We start from the raw sequence: 25,246 nt of genomic DNA, 5'->3' as shown, positions 1-25,246 counted from the left end.
ACAGGAGGTCGGCAGCGTCCGTGACGTCGACGACCACCGGCTTGCCCGACCGCTACCGCCCGATCGACCAGCTCGCTCCCGACGAGCCCACCCCGACCGGGGTCATCCGGTCCTGGCGCGCCCGTGACCGCGTGCTCAACCGGGACGTCGCGCTGCGCGTGCACACCCCGGGTGGTCCCGCGGCCCGCGCCTGGATCGGCCGCGCGCTGACCGCCGGCGGCCTGGCCACCCCGGCCCTGTCGATGGTCTACGACGCCGCCGAGGGCACCCCGGACGACAGCCCCGCGGCCTACGTGGTCAACGAGTGGATCGACGGGCAGACCCTGGCCGAGCGCCTGGAGTCCGGCCCGCTGCCCGAGCGCGAGGCGCGCACCGTCGTCCGCCGGCTGGCCGAGGGCGTGGCCGAGGCGCACCGGGTCGGCCTCGCCGTCGGCGGGCTGACCCCCGAGCACGTCGTCCTGCGGCCCGGTGGCCTGGTCGGCCTGCTCGCCGTCCCGGCCGCCGAGGGCACCGTGCCGGGCGACGTCGCCGCCCTCGGTGCGCTCCTGGAGTTGTGCCTGACCGGTCGGCGCGGTGACGAGCCCGGGGTCACCCCGCCGGTCATCGTGCAGCCCGACCTCGCTGCGCTGGTCCGCCGCGCCCGCTCCACCGAGCCCGGGACCGCGCTGTCCAGCGTCGCCGCGATGGCCGCGCTGCTCGGCGACCGCCCCCGCTCCGGCAACACCGACCCGCACCACGCCGTGCGCGGCGACGAGTCCGAGAGCGGGTGGCTGCGCAAGCTGCGCGACCGCCGGGACGCCGAGGACGCCGCCGTCGTCGACCGGCCCGCCGCGCGGTCCGAGGCGCCGGTCCCGCTGTCCCCCCGTGACTACCCGCCGGTCCCGCAGCTGGTGGAGGACACCGCCGAGGACGACGAGCTGGACTGGGCCTCCTCCTACGCCGACGACGAGGCCGACGTCGTCGACGACGGGCCGACCGCCTCCAGCTGGCGCCGCAAGCTGGTGGTCGTCGGGCTCCCGCTGCTGGCCCTGGCGATGGTCATCGCCGCCGGCTGGTGGCTGGGCAACAACGTGATCTCCGCGGCCAGCAGCGTCGACGACGTGCAGGGCTCCACGCCGGGCAGCTCCGCCCCGGCTGCCGAGGAGAGCGCGGCCGACCCGGGCACCGCGGCCGGCACCCCGCTGCAGGTCAGCACCGCCCAGGTGTTCGACCCCTTCGGCGACGGCGAACCGGAGAACGACGACGAGGTCCCGCTGTCCTACGACGGCGACCCGGGCACCGCCTGGTCGACCCTGAACTACCGGGGCTCCGCCGACTTCGGCAACCTCAAGCCCGGGGTCGGCGTGGTCTACGACCTGGGCTCGGAGCAGGTGCTGTCCGGGGTCACCGTCACCGGCACCGCCGGCGCCACGGTCGAGGTCCGCACCGGCGACGGCACCGACGGCGACCTGGACTCCTTCGCGGTCGGGGCGCAGGGCCAGCTCACCGGCACCGACGACCTGGCCTTCGCCGAGCCGGTCACCACCCGCTATGTGCTGATCTGGGTCACCGGCCTGGTGCAGGGCGACGAGGGCTTCAGCGCCGACGTCGCCGAGGTCGCCCCCGTGGCGGCCGGCTGACCCCGGGGAATGCTCCCCCTAGGCTGGTCGTTGTGCCGCCCGTGACGACGAACCAGCCCACTCCCGGCCCCGCGGCCTCGGCCCCGGGCGACCCCGGTCAGCCGCCGGCCACGATCCCGCCGGCCGAGCACGACGGCGTCCGCGACCTGATCATCATCGGGTCCGGCCCCGCCGGGTACACCGCTGCCACGTATGCCGCCCGCGCGAACCTGCACCCGCTGGTGTTCGAGGGCAGCCAGTTCGGCGGCGCCCTGATGACCACCACCGAGGTCGAGAACTTCCCCGGCTTCCCCGAGGGCATCCAGGGCCCCCAGCTGATGGACGACATGCGCACCCAGGCCGAGCGCTTCGGCGCCGAGCTGGTGCCCAGCGACGTCACCGAGGTCGACCTCACCGCCACCCCCAAGGTGGTCAAGGTCGGCGGGGAGACCCACCTCGCGCACGCGGTGATCGTGGCGACCGGCTCCAAGTACCGGTACCTCGGCCTGGAGAACGAGGCCCGGCTGCTCGGCCACGGCGTGTCCGCCTGTGCCACCTGCGACGGGTTCTTCTTCCGCGACCAGGACATCGTCGTCGTCGGCGGCGGTGACTCGGCGATGGAGGAGGCCACCTTCCTCACCCGGTTCGCCAAGTCCGTGACCGTGGTGCACCGCCGGCCCGAGCTGCGGGCCAGCAAGATCATGCAGAAGCGGGCGCAGGACAACGAGAAGATCCGTTGGGCGCTGGGCAAGCAGGTCACCGACGTGCACGGCGACAACCAGGTCGAGTCGATCACGCTGACCGACACCGAGACCGGCTCCACCGAGTCGATGGACGTGTCCGGCCTGTTCGTGGCCATCGGCCACGACCCGCGCAGCGAGATCTTCGCCGGCCAGCTCAAGCTGGACGACGAGGGCTACATCCAGGTCGAGCACCCGACCACCCGCACCAACGTCGACGGCGTCTTCGCCTGCGGCGACGTGGTCGACCACATCTACCGGCAGGCGATCACGTCGGCCGGCACCGGTGCCGCGGCCGCGATCGATGCCGAGCGCTGGCTCGCCGACACCTTCGACGAGCGCTGACCCTCCCCGCACCTCCCGGACCACAGCACCAACCAACCGAAGGAGCCATCCCCATGGCAGGCAACACCGTGAAGGTCACCGACGACAGCTTCGCCGCCGACGTGCTCGGCAGCGACAAGCCCGTGCTCGTCGACTTCTGGGCCGAGTGGTGCGGTCCGTGCAAGATGGTCGCCCCCGTGCTGGAGGAGATCGCCTCCGAGCACGGCGACAAGCTCACCATCGCCAAGCTCAACATCGACGAGAACCCGCAGATCGCCCGCGACTACCAGGTCATGTCGATCCCGACCATGACGGTGTTCCAGGGCGGCAAGCCGGTCAAGAGCATCATCGGCGCCAAGCCGAAGGGCGCGATCCTCTCCGACCTGGCCGACTACATCTAGGTCGAGCACCTCACCTCGGCGGACGAGCTCGCCGCAGGTCCCCCTCAGGGGGCCCGCGGCGGGCTCGTTCGTCGTGGGGGACACCGTGGTCTCCCTCCCCGCCCTCGCCGTACCGCACGGCGGGGACCACAATCGGTGTTCACCGCACCACCTATCCCTGGGAGCGTCCCCCGCGTGCAGATCCTGCAACCCGGCAGTGCCGGCCCGGCCGTCGTGGAGGTCCAGGCAGCCCTGCGCGGCCTCGGGCTGCTGACCGCCGGTCCCGACGGCGCCGACGTGTACGACGAGGCCACCGCCCTGGCGGTCCGGCACTTCCAGCAGGTGCGCGGGCTGTCGGTGGACGGCCGGGTCGGCGAGGAGACCTACCGGGCGCTGACCGAGGCCCGCTGGTCGCTGGGGGACCGGCTGCTGCGGTACGACCCCGAGCGCCCGATGCGCGGGGACGACGTGCAGAACCTGCAGGAGCGGCTGCTCGAGCTGGGCTACGACGCCGGCCGGGCCGACGGCATCCTGGGCGCGGAGACCGAGTCGGGCCTGCGCGGCTTCCAGCGCGACTACGGCCTGACCGTCGACGGCACGTGCGGTCCGGGCACCATGCGCGCCCTGCGGCAGCTGGGCCGGCGGGTCACCGGCGGCCGCCCGCAGCTGCTGCGGCAGAGCGCCTCGCTGGTGGAGTCCGGCCCGCACCTGATCGGCCGGGTCATCGTCATCGACCCCGGCCACGGCGGCGACGACACCGGGTTCACCGCGGGGGAGACCACCGAGTCCGACCTGGTCTTCGACCTCGCCTCCCGGATCGAGGGCCGGCTGGCCGCGGCGGGCGCGACGGTCTACCTGACCCGCGGACGACGCGGCGGTCCCTCGCTGGCCGAGCGGACGGCGTTCGCCAACTCCGCCCGCGCCGACCTGTTCGTCTCCCTGCACATGGAGGCGCACGGCTCCCGGCACGCCCGCGGCGTGGCCAGCTACTACTACGGCACCGGCTCGGGGGTCTCCTCCACCGTCGGCGAGGAGTTCGCCAACCTGCTCCGCCGCGAGGTCATCGCCCGCACCGGGATGCTCGACTGCGGCTCGCACGCCAAGACGTGGGACCTGCTGCGGCTGACCCGGATGCCGGCCATCCGGCTGGACTGCGGCTACCTGTCGCACCCGGTCGACCGGCAGCTGCTGCTCGACGCCCGGCTGCGCAGCACCGTGGCCTCCAGCGTGCTGGCCGCCGTCCAGCGGCTGTTCCTGCCCGCCGAGGCCGACCCGCCGACCGGCACCTACCAGCTGTCCACCCCGGCTTAGTCGGCGGCAGGCCCGGCCGTGCACGGGTTTCGTCAGCTGCATCTCCTAGACTCCGGTGATGTCCTCCCTGACGCCTGACCCCTCGGTCGGCGCGTCGGTCCCGGTGCCGGCGCGTCACCCGCGGCTGGACCCGCTGGCCGACCGCTACGCCGCCCGCACCCACGGCATGAAGAGCTCGGAGATCCGGGCCCTGTTCTCCGTCGTCAGCCGGCCCGAGGTGGTGTCGCTGGCCGGCGGCATGCCCGCGGTCACCGCGCTGCCGCTGGACGCTGTCGGCTCCATGATCGGCGAGCTGGTCTCCGGCATGGGCGCCCAGACGCTGCAGTACGGCTCCGGCCAGGGCGACCCGCGGCTCCGCGAGCGGATCTGCGACGTCATGGCGCTGGAGGGCATCACCGACGCCTCGCCGTCGGAGGTCGTGGTCACCGTCGGGTCCCAGCAGGGCCTGGACCTGGTCACCCGGGTCTTCGTCGACCCCGGCGACGTGATCCTGGCCGAGGCGCCGTCCTACGTCGGTGCCCTCGGAGTCTTCCAGGCCGCGCAGGCCCGGGTGCAGCACGTGCTGATGGACGACGACGGCCTGGTGCCCGAGGCGCTGGAGGACGCGCTGATCGAGTGCCGCGCCCGCGGCGACAAGGTCAAGTTCCTCTACACGATCCCCAACTTCCACAACCCGGCCGGCATCACGCTCTCCGAGGAGCGCCGCGGCAAGGTCATGGAGATCGCCGACCGGTACGACCTGCTCGTCGTCGAGGACAACCCCTACGGGCTGCTCGGCTTCGACCGGGAGCCGATGCGGGCCCTGCGTGCGCGCGAGTCCGAGCGGGTCATCTACCTGGGCTCGTTCTCCAAGACCTTCTCCCCGGGCCTGCGGGTGGGCTGGGTGCTCGCGCCGCTCGCCGTGCGCGAGAAGCTCGTGCTGGCCACCGAGGCGCAGGTGCTGTGCCCGCCCTCGCTCACCCAGTACGCGGTCGCCCGGTACCTGGACACCCAGCCCTGGCAGCAGCAGATCAAGACCTTCATCGAGCTCTACCGCGAGCGCCGCGACGCCTGCCTGGACTCGCTGGCCGCCCTGATGCCGCCGGGCACCACCTGGACCCGCCCGGACGGCGGGTTCTACGTGTGGCTCAAGCTGCCCCGCGGCCTGGACGCCAAGCTCATGCAGCCCCGCGCGGTCAGCGCCCACGTGGCCTACGTGCCCGGCATCGGCTTCTACGCCGACGGCCAGGGCAAGGAGTACATGCGGCTGTCCTACTGCTACCCCGAGCCCGACCAGATCCGCGAGGGCGTGCGCCGGCTGGCCCGGGTGGTGGAGGCCGAGCTCGACCTGCACTCCACCTTCGACGGCGTCGACACCGGCTCGTTCCGCACCGTCGGGCGCAGCTCCGACCGCCCCCGCACGCCCGAGGTCGCCGAGCTGGCCGGCCCGGCGTCGACCGACCAGATCGGGGACCAGCCGTGACCGCGATGCCCGAGACCGACCTGCTGCGCGCCGTCGTGCTGGCCGGCGGGCTGACGTTCGAGCGGGAGGTCAGCCTCTCCTCGGGCACCCAGGTGGTGGAGGCGCTGCTGCGGGCCGGCCTGGACGCCGAGCTGCGGGACGCCGACGGCGACCTGCTGCCCGGGCTGGCCGCCGCCCCGGCCGACGCGGTGTTCATCGCGCTGCACGGCTCCACCGGCGAGGACGGCGCCGTCCGCGCGGTGCTGGACCTGGCGGGGGTGCCCTACGTGGGCTCACCGGCCGCGGCCTGCCGGCTGGCCTGGGACAAGCCGGCCGCGAAGTCCGTCGTCCGGTCGGCCGGGGTGACCACCCCGGATTGGGTGGCGCTGCCGCACTCGACCTTCCGCGAGCTGGGGGCCGGCGCCGTGCTGGACCTCATCGTCGCGCGGCTGGGGCTGCCGCTGATGGTCAAGCCCGCCTCGGGCGGCTCCGCGCTCGGCGCCCAGAAGGTCAGCCGGGTGGAGGACCTGCCGGCCGCCATGGTCAGCTGCTTCGCCTACGGCGACACGGTGCTGGTCGAGCGGTTCGTCGAGGGCATCGAGCTGGCCGTCTCGGTGGTCGACCTGGGTGAGGGGCCGCGCGCGCTGCCCGCCGTGGAGATCGTGCCGGAGTCCGGCGTCTTCGACTACACCTCGCGCTACACCCCGGGCCTGACCGAGTACCACACGCCGGCCCGCGTCCCGGACGACGTGGCCCGCCGGGCGGCCGAGGTCGCGGTCACCGTGCACGAGGAGCTCGGCCTGGCCGACCTCTCGCGGACCGACCTGATCGTCGACGCCGACGGCGCGGTGCACTTCCTCGAGGTGAACGTGTCACCCGGGCTCACCGAGACGTCGATGTTCCCGATGGCGGTCGAGGCCGCCGGGCACCGGCTCGGCGACGTCCTGACCACCCTGCTCCGCCAGGCCGCCGCCCGCGGCTGATTGCGTCAGTGACGCAATCAGCCCTGCGCCGGGGGCTGACTGCGGCCGGTGATGTCGGGGGCCATCATGCCCACGATCCGCTGCAGGTCGTCCACCGAGCCGAACTCGACGACGATCCGGCCTTTCGCCCGACCGATCTGCACCTTGACCTTGGTCTCGAAGACGTCGGAGAGCCGGAAGGCCAGGTCCTCGACACCGGGGGCGGTGATGGTGCGCCCGGACTTCCGCTTGGCCTCCGGCTGGTGCGCCACGGCGAGGGCGACGGCCTCCTCGGTCGCCCGCACGCTCATGCCCTCGGCCACGATGCGGGTGGCCAGGGCGTCCATCGCCTCGTTGGTCGGCAGGCCGAGCAGGGCGCGGGCGTGCCCGGCCGACAGCACGCCGGCGGCGACCCGGGTCTGCACCTTCACCGGCAGCTTCATCAGCCGGATGGTGTTGGTGACCTGCGAGCGGCTGCGGCCGATCTTGCTGGCCAGCTCCTCGTGGGTGGCGCCGAACTCCTGCAGCAGCTGCTGGTAGGCCGCGGCCTCCTCGAGCGGGTTGAGCTGCACCCGGTGGATGTTCTCCAGCAGGGCGTCGCGCAGCATCGCGTCGTCGGAGGTGTCCCGGACGATCGCCGGCACCGTCTCCAGCTCGGCGGCCCGGGCCGCGCGCAGCCGGCGCTCGCCCATGATGAGCTCGTAGCCGCCCTCGGCCCGCTCGCGGACCACGATGGGCTGCAGCAGGCCGAACTCCTTGACGGAGTGGGTCAGCTCCTCCAGCGCCTCGTCGTCGAAGACCAACCGAGGCTGCTTGGGGTTGGGGACGACGTCCCCGACGGCCACCTCGCGCAGCGACGCACCGGGGACGCCGACGACGTCGGTCGGCAGGTCGGCGACCGGGGTGAGCGCCGGTGTCGACACCGGCTCCAGGCCGGCGGCGGCCCGCTCGGCCGCGGCCTCGACCGCCTCGGCGGCGCGGGCCGCCGGGGTGGCCGTCGGTGCCGGCGCACTGGTCGGGATGAGGGCCGCCAGGCCCCGGCCGAGACCGCCACGCTTGCTCATGAGTTCTCCTGGGGATGGGTCGCCACGGACTGACCGAGGACGAGCGCGTTCAGCGGCGGCGCCGCGGTGGGTGGGGCAGCCGCCGGTGCGGGCTGGACGGGGACGAGGGGACCGAGCTCCGCGCCGCGGACCGCCAGCTCGCGGGCGGCCTCGACGTAGCTGGTCGACCCCCGGGAGCCCGGGTCGTAGGTCAGCACCGACTGGCCGTAGCCGGGGGCCTCGCTGACCCGCACGTTGCGCGGGATGACCGAGGACAGCACCAGCTCGCCGAAGTGGTTGCGCACCTCGTCGGCGACCTGGTCGGCCAGCTTGGTCCGGCCGTCGTACATCGTCAGCAGGATGGTGCTCACCGAGATGCCCGGGTTGAGGTGCGCCCGGACCAGCTCGATGTTGCTCAGCAGCTGACCCAGGCCCTCCAGGGCGTAGTACTCGCACTGGATGGGGATGAGCACCTCGTCCCCGGCCACCAGGGCGTTCAGCGTGAGCAGGCCCAGGGACGGCGGGCAGTCGATGAGCACGTAGTGCGGGCGCTCCTCGGCCGGCAGCGCGTGCAGGTGCGCCTCGATGGCCCGGCGCAGCCGGTGCTCCCGGGCGACCACGCTGACCAGCTCGATCTCCGCCCCGGCCAGGTCGATGGTGGCCGGGACGCAGCGCAGGTTGGGGGAGGCGGTGGTGGGGTGGGTGACCTCGGCGAGCGTCGACTCGCCGACCAGGGCGTCGTAGATCGACGGCGTCCCGACCACGTGGTCGACACCGAGGGCGGTGCTGGCGTTGCCCTGCGGGTCGAGGTCGATGACGAGGACGCGGAGCCCGAACAGCGACAGCGCGACACCCAGGTTGACCGTCGAGGTCGTCTTGCCGACCCCGCCCTTCTGGTTGGCGATGGTCACCACCCGGATCCGGCCCGGTGCCGGGAACGGGTCCTGGTCACCGGCGTGCAGCACCCGGGTGGCCCGCATGGCCTCCATCGCGATGGGGCTGTCGAACTCGGCGACCGGCGGCGGGAGATCGGCGGCCAGACTGCTGCGCAGCCGTTCGCCCGGGTCCGTCATGCCGAAGTCCTCCTCGCCCGCTGGTGTTCCACGTGGAACGCCGAGCGGGAAGCTGCTGTCAGTTCCACGTGAAACGCCGGCCGTGGACGTGTTCCACGGTCAGCCTACGGGTCGACGAGTCGACCCAGACCCATCGCTCAGCGGCCCCCGCGCGTCATGACGACGACCTGGGTGGCGGCCTCACCGAGCGCAGCGCCCACGGCGCGCACCTCGACGTCCCGCATGCCGGCCGCGGCCAGCTCGGGCAGCATCGCCGGGACCTCGGCCGCCGCCGAGCTGCCGATCATCGCCACCAGCTGGGCACCCGGGCGCAGCAGTCCGCGCACCCAGCCGACCAGGCGGGGGAGCGGCGCGACGGCCCGCGCGGTCACCACGTCGACCTCGCCGACGGCGCGCGCCACCGAGCGCTCCTCGGCCCGCCCGCGGACCACCCGCCAGTCCACCCCGAGGTCGGTGACCACGTCACCCAGGAACTCGACCCGGCGGGCCATGGGCTCCACCAGCGTCATCGCCAGGTCCGGCCGGGCCAACGCCAGGGGGATCCCCGGCAGCCCTGCCCCACTGCCCACATCCACCACACGCGCCCCGTGCGGCACCGCCTCGGCGACCGCGACGCTGTTGAGCACGTGGCGCTCCCAGAGGCGGGGCACCTCGCGCGGGCCGATCAGACCGCGCACCACCCCGTCGGTCGCGAGCAGCTCCACGAAGCGCCGGGCCGCGGGCAGCCGGTCCCCGAAGGCCGCCGCCGCCGACGGCGGTTCGACCGGCAGCTCGGGGAGCGGCCGGTCCCCGGGGGGCTGCGGGTCGGTCACGAGGCGGGCAGGACCACGACGCGGCGGTTCGGCTCCTCGCCCTCGGACTCGCTGCGCACGCCCTCGGCGGCGGCGATGACGTCGTGCACGACCTTGCGCTCGAACGGGTTCATCGGCGCGAGCCGCTCCGAGGTGCCGCTGGCCGCGACCCGCGACGCCGCCTGGCCGGCCAGCTCGGTGAGGTCGGCCCGGCGCTTGGCCCGGAAGCCGCCGATGTCGAGCATCAGCCGGCTGCGGGTGCCGGTGGACTGCGCCACGGCCAGCCGGGTGAGCTCCTGCAGCGCCTCGAGCGTGGCGCCGTCGGGCCCGATCAGGGTCCGCAGCTCACCGCCGACGACGGCGACCGAGGCGCGGTCGCCCTCGACGTCGAGGTCGATGTCGCCGTCCACGTCGAGGATGTCGAGCAGCCGCTCCAGGTAGTCACCGGCCACGTCGCCCTCCTGCACCAGCAGGTCGTCGACCTCGTCGTCGTCCTCGTCGTCGCTGTCGTCGGAGTCCTCGTCGGTCTCCACGACGTCGACCGGCTCGACCACCGCGTCGGCGTCGACCGGGTCCGGGTCGGGCAGGACGGTGCCGGTGTCGGCGTCGGCCGGTGCGTCGGCGGGGACGTCTACGACGACGTCGTCGGCGGCGGTGTCGGTGCTGCTCTGCGGTGTGCTCACGAGGTGTCTCCTACGACGGTGCCGGCGGCCGGGGCGTGCCCGGAGGTGGGAGGGGGCGCGACGACCGCGCCCGGTGGGTCAGCGGCGTCGGCGCTTGCCGCGGTTGGCCGGACCGGCCGTCCCGCCGGTGGCCCGCGGTCGGCTCGACCCGCCGCCCGCCCGGGTCGCGCCCGTGCCGGACTCGCCGGACCCGCTGCTGCTGTCCGCGACGGCGTCGGTGGACGGCGCGGTGGTCCCGGCGTCCTCGTCGGCGTCGACGGTGCTGCTCGGGCCCGCGGTGGGGGCCGCAGGGCCCTTGCGGGGCCGGACCGGCTTGGCGCCCGGCTTGGGGGCGAGCAGCTTCGGGTCGACCTTGGGGCGCTCGGCCTCGGCCTTCGCCAGCGCGGCGGGGGACCCGGGCGGCGGCAGGGCCTTGAGGATGTAGAACTGCTGGCCCAGGGTCCACAGGTTGTTGGTGAACCAGTACAGCAGCACCAGGATCGGGAAGAAGAAGCCGGAGACGAAGAGGCTGATCGGCATGCCGTAGAGCAGCAGCTTCTGGATCGTGGCGGCCTGGCCCTCGACCGGGCCGGAACGCTTCTGGATCTGCTTCTGGGTGTAGAAGGTCGTGAAGCACATGATGATGATCAAGATCATCGCCACGATGCGGATGTTGGTGTAGCTGCCGTCGGTGAGCGCGAGGATCGCGCTCTTCTTCGGCTCCATCATGTTGAACGACGCCGCGATGGGCGCACCGAACAACTTGGCGCTGGCGGCCTGCTGGGTGAGGTCGAAGTCCCAGCTGTACAGGCCCTCCTTGCCGGGCGCGATGCGCCGCAGCACGTGGAAGAGGCCGATGAAGATCGGGATCTGCGGCAGGATCGGCAGGCAGCCGGCCAGCGGGTTGACCCCGCGCTCCTTCTGCATGGCCATCATGGCCTGGCTGAAGCCCTGCTTGTCCGAGCCGTACTGCTTGCGCAGCTTCTGGATCTCGGGCTGGATCTCCTGCATCGCCCGCTGGCTCTTGACCTGCTTGACGAACAGGCGGAACAGCAGGATGCGGATCGTCACCACCAGCATGACCACCGACAGCGCCCAGGCGATGCCGCCGGCCGGGTCGAGGAAGGTGGAGAACAGTGCGTGCCACTGCTTCATCACCCACGCGATCGCGGTGTACAGCCAGTCAAGCAACGCGGGCCTCCGAGGGCGGGGTCGGGGGGCAGGGCCGAGACTCCGCCGGGATCGGGGGGCAGGGCCGGGACTCCGCCGGGGTGGTGGTCGTCGCTGTGTCCGACGAGTGGAGCAGCTGGGCGGTTCCGGGGGACCGGCGGGGCGGGACGAGGTCGATGCCGCCGCGGTGCCACGGGGCGCACTTGGCGATCCGCACCACGGCCAGCCCGGCACCGCGGGCGGCGCCGTGCACCTGCACCGCCTCCTGCGCGTACTCGCTGCAGGTGGGGGTGAACCGGCAGCGCGGCCCCAGCAGCGGGCTGATGCCGCGGCGGTAGAAGCCGATCAGGCCGAGCAGCGCCCGGGAGGCGATGGTCACGGCCGGTCCAGCACCCGGTCGAGGCCCCGGGTGAGGTCGCGTCGCAGGGTGCCGATGTCGGCACCGGCCGCCTCGGGACGGGCCCGGACGACGAGGTCGGCCATGGCCGGCAACCGGTGCAGCTCCTCGCGCACCAGGTGCCGCAGCTGCCGGGTCACCCGGTGCCGGCAGACCGAGTTGCCGACCGTCTTGCCCACGACGAAACCGGCCCGCGGTCCGCTCGGGGGGTCGCTGGGACCCCCGTCCAGGACGACGGGCCGTTCGGGGAGGTAGTGCACCACCATGGTGGGGCGCCCGGCACGCCGGCCGGAGCGGACGACCACGGTGAACTCCGGACGCCGGCGCAGGCGGGCCTGCGCAGGCAGCACGTCAGGCGGAGAGCTTCTCGCGGCCCTTGCGGCGACGGCCGGCAAGGATGGCGCGGCCGGCGCGGGTGCGCATCCGGAGCCGGAAGCCGTGGGTCTTGGACCGGCGACGGTTGTTCGGCTGGAACGTGCGCTTGCTCACGAGGGACTCCCACTGACGACGACGAGGCGGTGACCACCGGTCGAGGTGGTCACGCGGCGGTGCAGGTCGGGGGTCACGCACGACGTGCTGTCGCGACCCCTGCCCGCACCGAGGCTGGTGGTGCTGCGGCCACGTCCGGTCGACCGCGTGCCGGGCACGCTGCGACCGTCCGCTGTCCACAGACGTCCCAGAGCATAGCCGAGTCGGCGTGACCTGCGGCGGACGGGCGACGGGGAGGGGTCGGCAGGACCCGGCCGGGGTGCCCGCGGGGCCCCGGACCGGCCCGGTGGAACCACACCGATGTCGTTGCCCGCCTGTGGACGGTGCTGTTAGCGTCGCCTCGCTCGGCCCCGGTCGGAACGGTCTCGGGAGGCGGTCTGCACAGCCTCGGACCGCACCCGGCACCCGGTTCGTTCCACACCCACCCACAGCTCGCTGAGCTGGGCGGATCGTTCGCAGGACGCCGGCCGGGCCACCATCGACCACAGCACGTCCCCACCCGTCGTCCACACTCTGTGGACAGCGGTGTGGACCTGGCTGCCTGCCCCGGTCCACAGCGGTGGACCCGACCGGGGACGGCGGGCCGCACGGGGGACGGGCAGCAGGCACCACGGGGACGGAAGGGGACAGGAGTCGATGGCCGACACCACCAGCGAACTGGGGCCGGTCTGGGACCGGATCCGGGAACGCCTGGCCGGCGACCTGACCCGCCAGCAGAACGCCATGCTCAACCTGACCCGGCCGTTGGGCCTGGTGGAGGGCGTGTTCGTGCTCGCCGCCCCCAACGAGTTCACCCAGACGGTGCTCGAGTCGCGGATCCGCACCGCCCTCACGGAGGCGCTGACCGCGGAGTTCGGCCGGGACACCAAGGTCGCCGTCCAGCTCGAGGACGCACCGCCCGCCCCGGCGGCCGACCCGGCACCGGTGCTCGACGAGCCCCGCCGTCCCGGGTGGGACCGCGAGGAGCGCGCCGACCGCGACCAGCGCGACGCCGACGCCCGCGAGCGCGCCGAGCGGGACCGGGACGCCGAGGACCGGGCCGCCCGGGCCCAGCTCGACGACGGCCGCAGCGCCTTCGGGGTGCGCACCGACGCCCCGCGCAGCGACGTCTGGCTGCCCGAGTCCGGCGACGGCCGCGACTGGTCCCGCGGCAACGGTGCCCCCTGGGACTCCCCGCGCTCCGATCCCCGCCGGCCCGCTCCCTGGGACGCCGACGACACCGGGTCGCCCGACCAGGGCACCCGCGGCCGCCGGTCCGGCGACGGTGCGCCGTCCCAGTTCGGCAACGACCGCCGCTCCGGCGGCGGCGACCTCGGGCTCAACCCCAAGTACGTCTTCGACAGCTTCGTCATCGGCAACAGCAACCGGTTCGCCCACGCCGCGGCGGTCGCGGTCGCCGAGGCGCCGGCCCGGGCCTACAACCCGCTGTTCGTCTACGGCGACTCCGGGCTGGGCAAGACCCACCTGCTGCACGCGATCGGGCACTACGCGGCGCGGATGTTCCCCGACGTCCGGGTCCGGTACGTCTCCACCGAGGAGTTCACCAACGAGTTCATCAACCTGGTGCACTCCGGCCGGGCCGAGGACTTCCGCCGTCGCTACCGGGACATCGACTTCCTGCTGATCGACGACATCCAGTTCCTGGAGCGCGCCGAGCGCACCCAGGAGGAGTTCTTCCACACCTTCAACACGCTGCACAACGCCAGCAAGCAGATCGTCATCACCTCGGACCGTCCGCCGAAGAAGCTGACGACCCTGGAGGACCGGCTGCGCACCCGCTTCGAGTGGGGCCTGATCACCGACGTCCAGGCGCCGGACCTCGAGACCCGCATCGCGATCCTGCGGAAGAAGGCCTACGGCGAGCGGCTGCAGGCGCCGGACCCGGTGCTGGAGTTCATCGCCAGCAAGGTGCAGACCAACATCCGCGAGCTCGAGGGCGCGCTGATCCGGGTCACCGCCTTCGCCAGCCTGAACAAGCAGCCCGTCGACCTGGCCCTGGCCGAGCTGGTGCTCAAGGACCTGATCAGCGACGAGCAGGGCCCGCAGATCACCGCGGCGATCATCATGGCCGCCACCGCCGAGTACTTCAGCGTGACGATGGAGGAGCTGCAGGGCGCCAACCGCTCCCGCACGCTGGTCAACGCCCGGCAGATCGCCATGTACCTGTGCCGCGAGCTGACCGAGCTGTCGCTGCCCCGGATCGGTGCCTCGTTCGGCGGCAAGGACCACACCACGGTCATGCACGCGGTCAAGAAGATCACCGGCCTCATGGGCGAGCGCCGGGCCACCTACACCCAGGTCACCGAGCTCACCGCCCGCATCAAGAGCCGCGCGAGGCAGTAACCGGCCATGTCCCAGGGGCCCCGTGCGCGCGCAGCGCGTGCGGGGGAGTCGACAAGGCCGGTTGTCCCCAGAGCTGTGCACAGGTTGGGGAGACCGGATCCCCATGTCGACCGCCTCCGTACCCAGCTTCTCCCCGGGTCCGTCCCCCGGACGGGTGTGCTGGGGACGGACCCGGGGGTCCAGGCGGGAGAGAGGGTGGACCAGGGGTGGAGCGGGGCGGTCGCCGGTGGACGGGAGCCGATTCATCCCCATGTCGACCCCAGGTGGACGGTCACCGGCCCACACCGTGCGAACAGGCCCCCACCGGCCCTGACCTGCGCCGACGGCCTCGGTCCCCAGTACCCACACCTGTGATGACGGTGATGAGCTATCTCTTCCCAGGAGTTCTCGAACCACACCCTGGGTGTGCAGGCCCGGTCGACGAGTCGATCCGGGGAGCAGCAGGGCAGCGGTGGGGTCGGGGAGGGGCATTCGACGGCAGCCCCTGCGGCAGGGGAGACTGACCGCCGCAGGAGAGCCGGACGACGAGCAGGGGTGGACGACGAGATGAAGTTCCGGGTGGCACGCGAGGTGCTCGCCGACGCCGTGGCGTGGACGGCGCGCAGCCTGCCGCCGCGTCCGTCGGTCCCCGTCCTCGCCGGGATCCTGCTGGAGGTGCAGGGCAGCTCGCTGTCGGTCTCCGGCTTCGACTACGAGGTCTCCGCCCGCGCGGAGATCGACGTCAGCTCCACCGAGGACGGCCGTGCCCTGGTGCCCGGCCGACTGCTGGCCGAGATCACCCGGGCGCTGCCGCCGCACCCGGTGGAGGTCATCGCGGAGGGTGCGCGGCTGGCGATCAGCTGCGGCAACGCCAAGTTCTCCCTGCCGACCCTGCCGGTGGAGGACTACCCCTCGCTGCCGTCGATGCCCTCGACCGCCGGCGTGGTGGACAGCGACGCGTTCGCCGAGGCGGTCGCCCAGGTCGCCGTCGCCGCCGGCCGCGACGACACGCTGCCGATGCTCACCGGCGTCCGGCTGGAGATCGAGGACGACCGGGTCACCCTGGCCGCCACCGACCGCTACCGCCTCGCCGTCCGCGAGTTCGCCTGGCGGCCGGAGACCTCCGGGCTGTCCGCGGCGGTGCTGGTGCCCGCCCGCACGCTGGCCGACGCCGCGAAGACGCTGACGAGTGGCCCCGAGGTCGTCCTCTCGCTGTCCTCGGGCGGGTCCGGCGAGGGCATCCTGGGCCTGTCGGGCAAGGACCGGCAGACCACGACCCGCCTGCTGGACGCCGAGTTCGTCAAGTACCGGGCGATCATGCCCAACGAGTCGGCGTCGCACGCCCTGCTGCCAGTCGGGTTGTTCACCGACGCGGCCAAGCGCGTGGCCCTGGTCGCCGAGCGCGGCACGCCGCTGCGCTGCGAGTTCACCCCCGGCCAGGTCACCCTGCGCGCGGGCGGCACCGACGACGACGGCCAGGCCGAGGAGAGCTGCGACGTCGACTTCGACGGCGACCCGCTGACCATCGGCTTCAACCCGACGTTCCTGCTCGACGGGCTGGCCGCGGTGCACACCGACCGCGCCCGGATGGACTTCACCAGCGCGCTCAAGCCCGCGGTGCTCTCCGGCCACGAGGAGCCCGGGGAGGACGGGGTCGTCCGCCCCGGCTCCTACCGCTACCTGATCATGCCGGTGCGGCTCCCGGGCTGACCCCGGCACCCGCCGCGCGGCCCCGGACCGGGGCGAGCACGATGGGCACGACGACGCCGGAGGGCAGCGCAGCCTGCTCCGGGACGACACCGACTCGAGGAGAACCGCTGTGCAGCTGGGCCTGATCGGACTGGGCAAGATGGGCGGCAACATGGCCGAGCGCGTACGCCGCGCCGGCCACGAGGTCGTCGGCTACGACAACGCACCCGGCAAGCGGGACGTCGACAGCCTCGAGGCGCTGGTCGGCGCCCTGCAGGCGCCGCGCGTGGTGTGGGTGATGGTGCCCTCCGGCGACCCGACCCGGCAGACGGTCTCGGCGCTCAAGGAGCTGCTCGAGGAGGGCGACGTCGTCGTCGACGGCGGCAACTCCAAGTTCACCGACGACAAGATCCACGCCGACGACCTGGCCACCAAGGGCATCGGCTACGTCGACGCCGGCGTCTCCGGCGGCGTGTGGGGCCTGGAGAACGGCTACGCGCTGATGGTCGGCGGCTCGAAGGAGGACGTCGCCAAGGTCCAGCCCGTCTTCGACGCGCTGAAGCCGCCGGCGCCGCAGGACGAGACCGGTGCCTCGGTGCCCGGTGCGGGCTTCGTGCACGCCGGCCCCGTGGGTGCCGGCCACTTCGCCAAGATGGTCCACAACGGCATCGAGTACGCGATGATGCAGGCCTACGGCGAGGGCTACGAGCTGCTGGCCGCCGTCGACCTGGTCGAGGACGTCCCCGGCGTCATCGCCTCCTGGACCCAGGGCACCGTCATCCGCTCCTGGCTGCTGGACCTGCTGGTCCGCGCGCTGCAGGAGGACCCGGGCCTGGACGACATCACCGGCTGGGCCGCCGACTCCGGCGAGGGCCGCTGGACCGTCGAGCAGGCGATCGAGCACTCCGTCCCGATGCCGGCGATCTCGGCGTCGCTGTTCGCCCGGTTCTCCTCCCGCCAGGACGACAGCCCGACGATGAAGGCCGTCGCCGCGCTGCGGAACCAGTTCGGTGGCCACGCGGTCAAGGCCCGCGAGGTCGAAGACCCCGCCTGATGGGCCCCGCCCGTTGTACGTGAGACATCTCCAGCTGGGGTCCTTCCGCAGCTGGGAGTCCGTCGACCTGCCGCTGACGCCGGGTCCGACGGTCTTCGTCGGCCGCAACGGCCAGGGCAAGACCAACCTGGTCGAGGCGGTCGGCTACCTGGCGACGCTGGGCAGCCACCGGGTGTCCTCGGACAACCCGCTGGTCCGGCACGGCGCCGAGCAGGCCGTCGTCCGGGCGGCGCTGCGCAAGGACGACCGGGAGCTCCTGGTCGAGGTGGAGATCAACCCCGGCCGGGCCAACCGGGTGCGGGTCAACCGCTCCCCGTTGCCCCGCCCGCGGGAGCTCCTCGGCCTGGTCAAGACGGTGCTCTTCGCCCCCGAGGACCTCGCGCTGGTCCGCGGCGACCCGACCGAGCGCCGCCGGTTCCTCGACGACCTGCTGGTCAGCCGCACGCCGCGGCTGGCCGGCGTCCGGTCGGACTACGAGCGGGTGCTCAAGCAGCGCAACGCCCTGCTCAAGACCGCGAAGCTGGCCCGCGGCGGGGCGATCGCGACGCTGGAGGTCTGGGACGGGCACCTCGCCGACCTCGGCGGGCAGCTGCTGGCCGCCCGGCTGCAGCTGGCCGCCGACCTGGACCCGCACGTCGGCGCGGCCTACGAGGGGGTCGCCGGCGAGGGCGCCGACCGGGCCCGGCTGGGCTACACCAGCACCGTGCCGCTGGCCGGCGACGGGACGGCGTTCCTGCCCGGCCTCGGCGTGCCCAGCGCGGCCGACCTCACCGCGGCCCTGGCCCGGCGGGTGGAGGAGCGGCGCAAGGAGGAGGTCGACCGCGGCGTGACGCTGGTCGGCCCGCACCGCGACGACCTGGTGCTGCACCTGGGCCCGGCCCCGGCGAAGGGCTACGCCAGCCACGGCGAGTCCTGGTCGTTCGCGCTGGCGCTGAAGCTGGCCTGTTTCGCGCTGCTGCGCGCCGACGGCGAGGAACCGGTGCTGGTGCTCGACGACGTCTTCGCCGAGCTCGACGCCGGCCGGCGCACCGCGCTGGCCGACGTGGCGCGGACGGCCGAGCAGTGCCTGATCACGGCCGCGGTGGCCGAGGACGTCCCGGTCGCGCTGCGCGGGACACGGGTGCAGGTGGCCGACGGGACGGCGACCGTGCTGCCGCCCGACGACGCACCGGCTGCGCTCGACCTGACCGGTGCGGCGGAGGACGCTGGGTCGCATGGCTGACCAGCCCGCGCAGCGGCCGTCGCGCCCCAGCGACATCGCCCGGGCCGCGCTGGACGCCGCCCGGGCCGCCTCGGCCGCCCGGCCCCGGCCCACCCGGCGACGGGTGGCCGGCCCCCGGCGGTCCTGGAGCGGGCCGCACCCGGGCGCCGACGACCCGCAGACCCTGGGTTCGCTGGTCGACTCCCTGGTCAGCGCGGAGGACTGGAGCGAGCGCACCAAGGTGGGCTCGGTGTTCGGCCGCTGGGACGCCCTGGTAGGCGCCGACATCGCCGCGCACTGCGCGCCGCAGTCCCTGAGCGAGGGCGAGCTGACCGTGGTCGCGGAGTCCACGGCCTGGGCCACCCAGCTGCGGATGATGGCGCCGACCATCCTGGGCAAGCTGCACAACCAGGTGGGCGGGGACGTCGTGACCCGGTTGCGCGTTGTCGGACCGACGGCACCCAGCTGGAAGAAGGGCCCGCGGACGGTCCGGGGACGCGGTCCGCGCGACACCTACGGCTGACCCGGCGCCCCCGAGTCCGACCCCCACCGAGAGAGAGCAGCAGATGAGCACCCCCCGCGACGGCTCCGGCGGCTTCGACGACCGACCCGAGGACCAGCGCGGCTGGTCCGAGCCCTCCCACCTCGGCGACGGCTCCACCGGCTCCGACCGGCCGGCGGACCAGCCCGCCGACCAGCCCGCCGACCGCGCGGCGGACCGCGGGTGGGAGCCGCCGGGCTGGTCGCTGCCCGACGCCGCCCCCGACCGGCCGGCGCAGCAGCCCCCCGCCCAGGCGCAGCCGCCGGCGCAGGACTGGGAGGCCACCCCGCCGCCGGCCCCGCAGCAGGGGTGGGAGTCCCACCGCGCCGAGCCGCAGCAGTGGGACGCACCGCAGACGCACGAGGCGCCCCCGCAGGAGGAGAAGCGCGGCGGGGTCCTCGGTGGCCTGTTCGGCCGCGGCCCCCGCAAGCTCTCGGAGGTGCAGCAGCAGTTCCTCCCCAAGGGCGGCGGGTCGCAGGACCTCGCGGCGTGGGGCCAGGCCTACGGCTGGACGGCGTCGGACGGCACCGGCCCCGAGGACGCCGTCCTGGTGGAGCTGACCCGGTCGGCCCCGGTGCGCCCGGCGAAGTCCGAGGTGCCCAGCAACGTGCTGCGCGGCCGGGCCGACGGGCTGGACCTGGTGGCCTTCGACATCGTGTCCCCCTACGGCCGGGGCTGGGTGGCCACCCACGCGGTGACCGCGGCACCGGTGCTGGGCCAGCTGCCCGGTTTCCGGCTGACCCCCGCCCGGTTCTGGCGGCACGGCACCGGCGGGCTGCTGCAGCTGCCCAGCGGCGACCCCGAGTTCGACACCCGCTGGGTGCTGCTGGCCGCCGAGGACTCCCCGCAGCTGCGCCGGGTGGTCGAGGACCCGGTGGTCCGGCAGGCCCTGCTCGGCTCCGACGACGGCGACGAGCTGTGGTCGGCGGTCGGCTTCGTGGCCGCGATCCGGCCCGACGGCCACCGCCCGCTCCTCGTCGAGCACCACGCCCGCATCCTCGCCGCGGTCGGCGCGGCCCTCGGCTCGCATCGGTGACCGCACCCCCGGTCGGGTCGGCCGGGCTGCGCGAGCTGCTCCCGCTGCTGCGCCCGCACCGGCGGGCGCTGGTCGCGGCCGCGGCGCTGTCCCTGGTGGCCGCCGCGGCCGCCCTGGCCCAGCCGCTGCTGGTCTCCCGGGTGGTCGACGCCGTCGGCTCCGGTGCCGCGCTGCTGCCCGGGGTGGCCACGCTGGTCGTCGTCCTGGTCGCCTCGGCGGTGCTCAGCGCCGGCCAGCAGTACCTGCTGCAGCGCACCGCCGAGGGCGTCGTGCTCAGCACCCGGCGCACGCTGGCCGACCGGCTGCTGCGGCTGCCGGTGGCCGAGTACGACCGGCGGCGCACCGGTGACCTGATGAGCCGGGTGGGCTCGGACACCACGCTGCTGCGGGCCACCGTCACCAGCGGCGTCGTCGAGGTGGGCGGCTCGCTGGTGCTGGGCATCGGCGCGCTGGTCGCGATGGCGCTGGTCGACGTGTGGCTGCTGCTGGTCACGCTGGCGTCGGTCTCGATCGGCGTGGGGACCGCCATCGCGGCGGCCCGCCGGGTGCGGGTGCTGTCCCGGCAGGCGCAGGAGCAGGTCGGCGCGATGAGCGCGGCGGTGGAGCGGGCACTGTCCGCCGTCCGCACCATCCGGGCCAGCGGCGCCACCGGCCGCGAGGTGGTCACGGTCGGCTCGTCGGCGGAGAAGGCCTTCACCGCCGGCGTCGCGGTGGCCCGGCTGCAGGCACTCGTCGCACCGGCCACCGGCATCGCGATCCAGGGCGCGTTCCTGGCCGTGCTCGGCGTCGGCGGCTACCGGGTCGCCAGCGGCGCGATCGGCATCCCCGACCTGATCGCCTTCATCCTCTACCTCTTCCTGCTCATCCAGCCGCTGGGCCAGGTCATCCGCGCCTACACCGAGCTGCAGACCGGGCTCGGTGCGCTGGCGCGGGTGCAGGAGGTGCTCTCGCTGGACCCCGAGGACGACGACCGGCCCGCCCGCCCCGGGACGACGACCGCGCCCCGGCTGCCCGCCGCCGGTGACCCGACCCCGCTGCTGGAGCTGCGCGGGGTCGACTTCGACTACCCCGATGGCACCCGGGTGCTGCACGACGTCTCGTTCTCGGTCCCCGCCGGGACCCGGACGGCGCTGGTGGGGCCCTCGGGTGCGGGCAAGTCCACGCTGCTCGCGCTGGTCGAGGGCTTCTACCCGCTCAGCGGGGGCAGCATCCGGTGGGCCGGCACCGACGTCCGCGACCTGCCGCGCTCGGTGCTGCGGGCCCGGATGGGCTACGTCGAGCAGGAGGCCCCGGTGCTGGCCGGCACCATCCGGGAGAACCTGCTGCTGGCCGCGCCGGACACCCCCGAGGCCGCGCTGCGGCAGGTGCTCGAGGACGTCGGGCTGACCCCGGTGGTCGACCGGTCCGAGCTGGGCCTGGACGTGCTGGTCGGCGACGACGGCGTGCTGCTGTCCGGTGGTGAGCGGCAGCGGCTGGCCATCGCCCGCTCGCTGCTGGCCCGGCCGGCGCTGCTGCTGCTCGACGAGCCGACCGCGAGCCTGGACGCCCGCAACGAGACCCTGCTCCGGCAGACGCTGGAGACCGCCGCGCGGGACCGGGCGCTGCTGGTGGTCGCCCACCGGTTGTCCACGGTCCGCGACTCCGACCAGATCGTGGTGCTGGAGGGCGGCCGGGTGGTCGCCGTCGGCACGCACGACGAGCTGGTGGAGACCGACCCGCTCTACCGCGAGCTGGCCACCGCCCAGCTGCTGGTGTGAGGCCGCGGGGTCAGCCGGCCAGCGCGACCCGGACGGCGTCCTCGAAGCCCAGCCGCGGGGGCGAGCCGATCACCTCGGCCAGGTCGTCCTCGCCGGCGACCACGGTGTTGGCCAGCGACTCCACCAGCGAGCGGGCCAGGTCGCGGGACACCGGCGTGAGCAGGTCGATGCCCACCGCGGCCAGCGCCGCGCTGCGGATCGGCACCGGCAGGAAGCGGCGGCGGCCGAGGCCGGCGACCGCGGCGTACCGCTGCACCAGCTCGGCGTAGGTCATCACGTCGGGACCGGCGACGTCGAAGGCCCGGCTGACCTCCGCCGGCAGGGTCGCGCACCCGACCAGCGCGGTGACCACGTCGACCAGCGCCACGGGCTGCACCCGGGTGCGCACCCAGTCCGGGGCGGGCAGCACCGGCAGCCGCTCGGTGACGTGCCGCAGCATCTCGAAGCTGGCCGACCCGGCGCCGACCACGATGGCCGCACGGAGCACCGCCGTCGGCACTCCGGAGGACAGCAGCAGCGCGCCGACCTCCTCGCGGGAGCGCAGGTGGTCCGACAGCGGCTCGTCCACCGGGCGGGGTCCGCCGAGGTAGACCAGCCGGCCGACCCCGGCCCGGCGGGCGGCGCGGGCCAGGCCGCGGGCGTGCGCCCGGTCGGCGGCGGCGAAGCCCGGACCGGCGTCCAGGGCGTGGACCAGCCAGTACGCGGTGTCGACCCCGGTGCAGGCCCGGGTCAGCGCGTCGTCGTCCGCGGCGTCGCCGACGACCACCCGCACGTCGGGCAGCCACGGCCGGTCGGCCAGGCGGTCGGCGTCCCGGGTCAGGACGGCGACCTCGTGGCCGGCGGCGAGCAGGGCGGGGACGAGGGCTCCGCCGACGTGGCCGGACGCGCCGGTGACCAGGCTGTGCACCGCTGCAGTGTGCGGTTCCACGTGGAACCGCGCCCCCGAGCGGCGGTGGCCCGAGGCACTCACCGGCGACCACCCCACGGGGCCGAGGAACTGAGTTTCGTCGGCCGGGGCAACACCGGTGGTGGTCGAGGTCCTCCTGGTGCGTCAGGGGTGACCTCAGGGCGTGGACGGCGCCTCCTGGGTCGATGGACCCGGTATGATCGAGAGGTCACACCGCCAGCAGCCCGCTGAGCGCCGTCCTGCGCCCGTCACCCTCCCCGGTGGCGCCGGTGCCCGCGGCCGGCGGCGTCGCGCGAGAAGAAGGGCCCCACGTGGCTGGATCCGGCAAGCCTGCCGAGCAGAACTCCTACTCCGGTAGCTCGATCACCGTCCTCGAGGGTCTCGAGGCCGTCCGCAAGCGCCCGGGCATGTACATCGGCTCCACCGGCGAGCGCGGCCTGCACCACATGGTGTGGGAGGTCGTGGACAACGCGGTCGACGAGTCGCTGGCCGGCTACTGCGACACGGTCCGGGTCACCCTGCTCGACGACGGCGGGGTCCGGGTCGAGGACAACGGCCGTGGCATCCCGGTCGACGAGCACCCGGTGCAGAAGCGCCCGACCGTCGAGGTCGTGCTGACGATCCTGCACGCCGGCGGCAAGTTCGACGGCAAGAGCTACGGCGTCTCCGGCGGTCTGCACGGCGTCGGCGTCACCGTGGTCAACGCGCTGTCGACCACCCTGGACGTCAACATCTGGCGCGACGGCGTCGAGTACTTCCAGCACTACACCGACACGGTGCCCGGCCCGCTGCAGACGGTCGGGGACACGAAGAAGCGCGGCACGGCGATCACCTTCTGGGCCGACCCCTCGATCTTCGAGACCACGGTCTACAACTACGAGACGATCCGTCGCCGCCTGCAGGAGATGGCCTTCCTCAACAAGGGCCTGACGATCATCCTGCGCGACGAGCGGCGCACCCAGGTCGCCGCCGAGGCCGCCGCGGACGAGCTGCTGACCGGCGAGGCCGAGCCCGCCGCCGAGGACGACAAGCCCTTCACCGCCACCGAGGTCAGCTACCGCTACGTCGACGGCCTGTCGGACTACGTCAAGCACGTCAACGCCAAGCGCAGCCCCATCCACAAGTCGATCATCAGCTTCGCGGCCGACGGCGTGGGCAAGAACGACACCGCGATGAGCCTCGAGGTCGCGATGCAGTGGTCGGAGTCCTACTCGGAGTCCGTGCACACCTTCGCCAACATCATCAACACCCACGAGGGCGGCACCCACGAGGAGGGCTTCCGCGCGGCGCTCACCTCGATCGTGAACCGGTACGCCGTAGAGAAGAAGATCCTCAAGGACAAGCCCGAGGACAAGCTCTCCGGCGAGGACATCCGCGAGGGCCTGGCCGCGATCGTCTCGGTGAAGCTGGGCGACCCCCAGTTCGAGGGCCAGACCAAGACCAAGCTGGGCAACACCGAGGTCAAGGGCTTCGTGCAGCGGGTCTGCAACGAGCAGATCGGCCACTGGTTCGAGGCCAACCCGGCCGAGGCCAAGGTCATCATCACCAAGGCCAGCTCGGCCGCCCGCGCCCGGCGCGCGGCGCAGGACGCCCGCAAGCTGGCCCGCAAGAGCCTGCTGTCGGTCTCCGGCCTGCCCGGCAAGCTGTCGGACTGCCGCTCGACCGACCCCGCCCGCAGTGAGGTCTACATCGTCGAGGGCGACTCGGCCGGCGGCTCGGCGAAGTCCGGCCGCGACTCGATGTTCCAGGCGATCCTGCCCATCCGCGGCAAGATCATCAACGTCGAGAAGGCGCGCATCGACCGGGTGCTGAAGAACACCGAGGTCCAGTCGATGATCACCGCCTTCGGCACCGGCATCCACGACGAGTTCGACATCACCAAGCTCCGCTACCACAAGATCGTGCTGATGGCCGACGCCGACGTAGACGGCCAGCACATCAGCACTCTGCTGCTGACCCTGCTGTTCCGGTTCATGCGGCCGCTGGTCGAGGGCCAGTACGTCTACCTGGCCAAGCCCCCGCTGTACAAGATCAAGTGGGGCGGCAAGCACGACGACGACTACGCCTACTCCGACCGCGAGCGCGACGCGCTGGTCAAGGCCGGCGCCGACTCCGGCCGCAAGGTCAAGGAGGAGATGATCCAGCGGTACAAGGGGCTCGGCGAGATGAACGCCGGCGAGCTGTGGGAGACCACGATGAACCCCGAGACCCGGATCCTGCGCCAGGTGACCCTCGAGGACGCCGCCGCCGCCGACGAGATCTTCAGCGTCCTCATGGGTGAGGACGTCGAGGCCCGCCGCTCGTTCATCACCCGCAACGCCAAGGACGTCCGTTTCCTGGACGTCTAGCGGGGCGATC

23 protein-coding genes are annotated in these 25,246 nt (G+C 73.7%); 14 read left to right on the top strand and 9 right to left on the bottom strand.

Annotation, left to right across the window (positions count from 1 at the left end; genetic code table 11):
* Positions 1-20 precede the first annotated feature (20 nt).
* From UXQ13_RS15705 to UXQ13_RS15680, 6 genes are all read left to right on the top strand, one after another.
* Positions 21-1,619, top strand: a complete 1,599-nt coding sequence (locus UXQ13_RS15705) for a protein kinase family protein (protein WP_336392525.1) — start codon at positions 21-23, stop codon at positions 1,617-1,619.
* A gap of 32 nt (positions 1,620-1,651) precedes the next feature.
* Positions 1,652-2,683: a thioredoxin-disulfide reductase gene (gene trxB, locus UXQ13_RS15700; RefSeq protein ID WP_225233703.1), complete on the top strand. Its 1,032-nt coding sequence runs from the start codon at positions 1,652-1,654 to the stop codon at positions 2,681-2,683.
* A gap of 53 nt (positions 2,684-2,736) precedes the next feature.
* Positions 2,737-3,063, top strand: coding sequence for a thioredoxin (gene trxA, locus UXQ13_RS15695; RefSeq protein ID WP_225233704.1), 327 nt, complete (start codon positions 2,737-2,739; stop codon positions 3,061-3,063).
* A gap of 174 nt (positions 3,064-3,237) precedes the next feature.
* Positions 3,238-4,353, top strand: coding sequence for an N-acetylmuramoyl-L-alanine amidase (locus UXQ13_RS15690; RefSeq protein WP_225233705.1), 1,116 nt, complete (start codon positions 3,238-3,240; stop codon positions 4,351-4,353).
* A gap of 58 nt (positions 4,354-4,411) precedes the next feature.
* Positions 4,412-5,815, top strand: coding sequence for an aminotransferase-like domain-containing protein (locus tag UXQ13_RS15685; RefSeq protein WP_336392524.1), 1,404 nt, complete (start codon positions 4,412-4,414; stop codon positions 5,813-5,815).
* 5 nt (positions 5,816-5,820) lie between these two features.
* Positions 5,821-6,777: a D-alanine--D-alanine ligase family protein gene (locus UXQ13_RS15680; RefSeq protein WP_225236048.1), complete on the top strand. Its 957-nt coding sequence runs from the start codon at positions 5,821-5,823 to the stop codon at positions 6,775-6,777.
* Positions 6,778-6,794: 17 nt separating this feature from the next.
* On the opposite strand, the gene UXQ13_RS15675 is transcribed toward UXQ13_RS15680, so the two are convergent.
* The 8 genes from UXQ13_RS15675 to rpmH all read right to left on the bottom strand — a co-directional run bounded on the left by UXQ13_RS15675 (position 6,795) and on the right by rpmH (position 12,381).
* Positions 6,795-7,820, bottom strand: coding sequence for a ParB/RepB/Spo0J family partition protein (locus UXQ13_RS15675; RefSeq protein ID WP_225233707.1), 1,026 nt, complete (start codon positions 7,818-7,820; stop codon positions 6,795-6,797).
* Positions 7,817-8,872 (bottom strand): ParA family protein, encoded by a 1,056-nt coding sequence (locus tag UXQ13_RS15670; RefSeq protein ID WP_225233708.1) that lies wholly within the window; start codon positions 8,870-8,872, stop codon positions 7,817-7,819. Before UXQ13_RS15670 ends, UXQ13_RS15675 begins: the two co-directional genes overlap by 4 nt.
* A gap of 137 nt (positions 8,873-9,009) precedes the next feature.
* On the bottom strand, positions 9,010-9,684 hold the full coding sequence (gene rsmG, locus UXQ13_RS15665) for a 16S rRNA (guanine(527)-N(7))-methyltransferase RsmG (protein WP_336392523.1): 675 nt from the start codon (positions 9,682-9,684) through the stop codon (positions 9,010-9,012).
* Entirely contained in the window at positions 9,681-10,346 is a 666-nt protein-coding gene (locus UXQ13_RS15660; RefSeq protein ID WP_225233710.1) for a Jag family protein, read from the bottom strand. The genes rsmG and UXQ13_RS15660 overlap by 4 nt, the downstream gene beginning before the upstream one ends.
* 78 nt (positions 10,347-10,424) lie before the next feature.
* The gene (gene yidC / locus UXQ13_RS15655) at positions 10,425-11,516 is read right to left on the bottom strand and encodes a membrane protein insertase YidC (RefSeq protein ID WP_225236049.1); all 1,092 of its coding nucleotides are present in this window, start codon (positions 11,514-11,516) and stop codon (positions 10,425-10,427) included.
* Entirely contained in the window at positions 11,509-11,874 is a 366-nt protein-coding gene (gene yidD, locus UXQ13_RS15650; RefSeq protein ID WP_336392522.1) for a membrane protein insertion efficiency factor YidD, read from the bottom strand. The genes yidC and yidD overlap by 8 nt, the downstream gene beginning before the upstream one ends.
* Positions 11,871-12,242 carry a ribonuclease P protein component gene (gene rnpA, locus UXQ13_RS15645; protein ID WP_225233711.1) on the bottom strand — a complete coding sequence of 124 codons (372 nt, stop codon included), beginning with the start codon at positions 12,240-12,242 and terminating at the stop codon, positions 11,871-11,873. Before rnpA ends, yidD begins: the two co-directional genes overlap by 4 nt.
* Position 12,243: 1 nt before the next feature.
* Positions 12,244-12,381: a 50S ribosomal protein L34 gene (gene rpmH, locus UXQ13_RS15640; protein ID WP_040338882.1), complete on the bottom strand. Its 138-nt coding sequence runs from the start codon at positions 12,379-12,381 to the stop codon at positions 12,244-12,246.
* Between the two features lie 636 nt (positions 12,382-13,017).
* Between rpmH and dnaA the strand changes: the two genes are divergently transcribed.
* The 7 genes from dnaA to UXQ13_RS15605 all read left to right on the top strand — a co-directional run bounded on the left by dnaA (position 13,018) and on the right by UXQ13_RS15605 (position 21,981).
* Positions 13,018-14,724 (top strand): chromosomal replication initiator protein DnaA, encoded by a 1,707-nt coding sequence (dnaA, locus tag UXQ13_RS15635; protein ID WP_336392521.1) that lies wholly within the window; start codon positions 13,018-13,020, stop codon positions 14,722-14,724.
* Between the two features lie 534 nt (positions 14,725-15,258).
* On the top strand, positions 15,259-16,413 hold the full coding sequence (dnaN, locus tag UXQ13_RS15630; RefSeq protein WP_336392520.1) for a DNA polymerase III subunit beta: 1,155 nt from the start codon (positions 15,259-15,261) through the stop codon (positions 16,411-16,413).
* 109 nt (positions 16,414-16,522) lie between these two features.
* Positions 16,523-17,446 carry a phosphogluconate dehydrogenase (NAD(+)-dependent, decarboxylating) gene (gnd, locus tag UXQ13_RS15625; RefSeq protein WP_225233714.1) on the top strand — a complete coding sequence of 308 codons (924 nt, stop codon included), beginning with the start codon at positions 16,523-16,525 and terminating at the stop codon, positions 17,444-17,446.
* Between the two features lie 19 nt (positions 17,447-17,465).
* Positions 17,466-18,668, top strand: a complete 1,203-nt coding sequence (gene recF / locus UXQ13_RS15620) for a DNA replication/repair protein RecF (protein WP_225233715.1) — start codon at positions 17,466-17,468, stop codon at positions 18,666-18,668.
* The gene (locus tag UXQ13_RS15615; protein WP_225233716.1) at positions 18,661-19,170 is read left to right on the top strand and encodes a DciA family protein; all 510 of its coding nucleotides are present in this window, start codon (positions 18,661-18,663) and stop codon (positions 19,168-19,170) included. Before recF ends, UXQ13_RS15615 begins: the two co-directional genes overlap by 8 nt.
* Before the next feature lie 43 nt (positions 19,171-19,213).
* On the top strand, positions 19,214-20,224 hold the full coding sequence (locus tag UXQ13_RS15610) for a hypothetical protein (RefSeq protein ID WP_336392519.1): 1,011 nt from the start codon (positions 19,214-19,216) through the stop codon (positions 20,222-20,224).
* Positions 20,221-21,981: an ABC transporter ATP-binding protein gene (locus UXQ13_RS15605; protein ID WP_225233718.1), complete on the top strand. Its 1,761-nt coding sequence runs from the start codon at positions 20,221-20,223 to the stop codon at positions 21,979-21,981. Before UXQ13_RS15610 ends, UXQ13_RS15605 begins: the two co-directional genes overlap by 4 nt.
* A gap of 10 nt (positions 21,982-21,991) precedes the next feature.
* Here UXQ13_RS15605 and UXQ13_RS15600 read toward each other — a convergent pair whose 3' ends face one another.
* On the bottom strand, positions 21,992-22,888 hold the full coding sequence (locus UXQ13_RS15600) for an NAD(P)H-binding protein (protein WP_225233719.1): 897 nt from the start codon (positions 22,886-22,888) through the stop codon (positions 21,992-21,994).
* 311 nt (positions 22,889-23,199) lie between these two features.
* Between UXQ13_RS15600 and gyrB the strand changes: the two genes are divergently transcribed.
* Positions 23,200-25,236: a DNA topoisomerase (ATP-hydrolyzing) subunit B gene (gene gyrB, locus UXQ13_RS15595; protein WP_225233720.1), complete on the top strand. Its 2,037-nt coding sequence runs from the start codon at positions 23,200-23,202 to the stop codon at positions 25,234-25,236.
* The last annotated feature ends 10 nt before the right edge of the window (positions 25,237-25,246 follow it).

It is taken from the genome of Klenkia terrae, from assembly GCF_037083865.1.
Lineage (GTDB): Bacteria > Actinomycetota > Actinomycetes > Mycobacteriales > Geodermatophilaceae > Klenkia > Klenkia terrae.
This window is presented reverse-complemented; position numbering and strand designations above follow the sequence as displayed.

What these genes read in the sequence shown, in the direction of transcription:
- trxA (WP_225233704.1), top strand. Translation starts at nt 2,737, where the DNA reads ATGGCAGGCAACACCGTGAAGGTCACCGACGACAGCTTCGCCGCCGAC.
- UXQ13_RS15685 (WP_336392524.1), top strand. Translation starts at nt 4,412, where the DNA reads ATGTCCTCCCTGACGCCTGACCCCTCGGTCGGCGCGTCGGTCCCGGTG.
- UXQ13_RS15680 (WP_225236048.1), top strand. Translation starts at nt 5,821, where the DNA reads ATGCCCGAGACCGACCTGCTGCGCGCCGTCGTGCTGGCCGGCGGGCTG.
- UXQ13_RS15675 (WP_225233707.1), bottom strand. Translation starts at nt 7,820, where the DNA reads ATGAGCAAGCGTGGCGGTCTCGGCCGGGGCCTGGCGGCCCTCATCCCG.
- UXQ13_RS15670 (WP_225233708.1), bottom strand. Translation starts at nt 8,872, where the DNA reads ATGACGGACCCGGGCGAACGGCTGCGCAGCAGTCTGGCCGCCGATCTC.
- dnaA (WP_336392521.1), top strand. Translation starts at nt 13,018, where the DNA reads ATGGCCGACACCACCAGCGAACTGGGGCCGGTCTGGGACCGGATCCGG.
- UXQ13_RS15615 (WP_225233716.1), top strand. Translation starts at nt 18,661, where the DNA reads ATGGCTGACCAGCCCGCGCAGCGGCCGTCGCGCCCCAGCGACATCGCC.
- UXQ13_RS15610 (WP_336392519.1), top strand. Translation starts at nt 19,214, where the DNA reads ATGAGCACCCCCCGCGACGGCTCCGGCGGCTTCGACGACCGACCCGAG.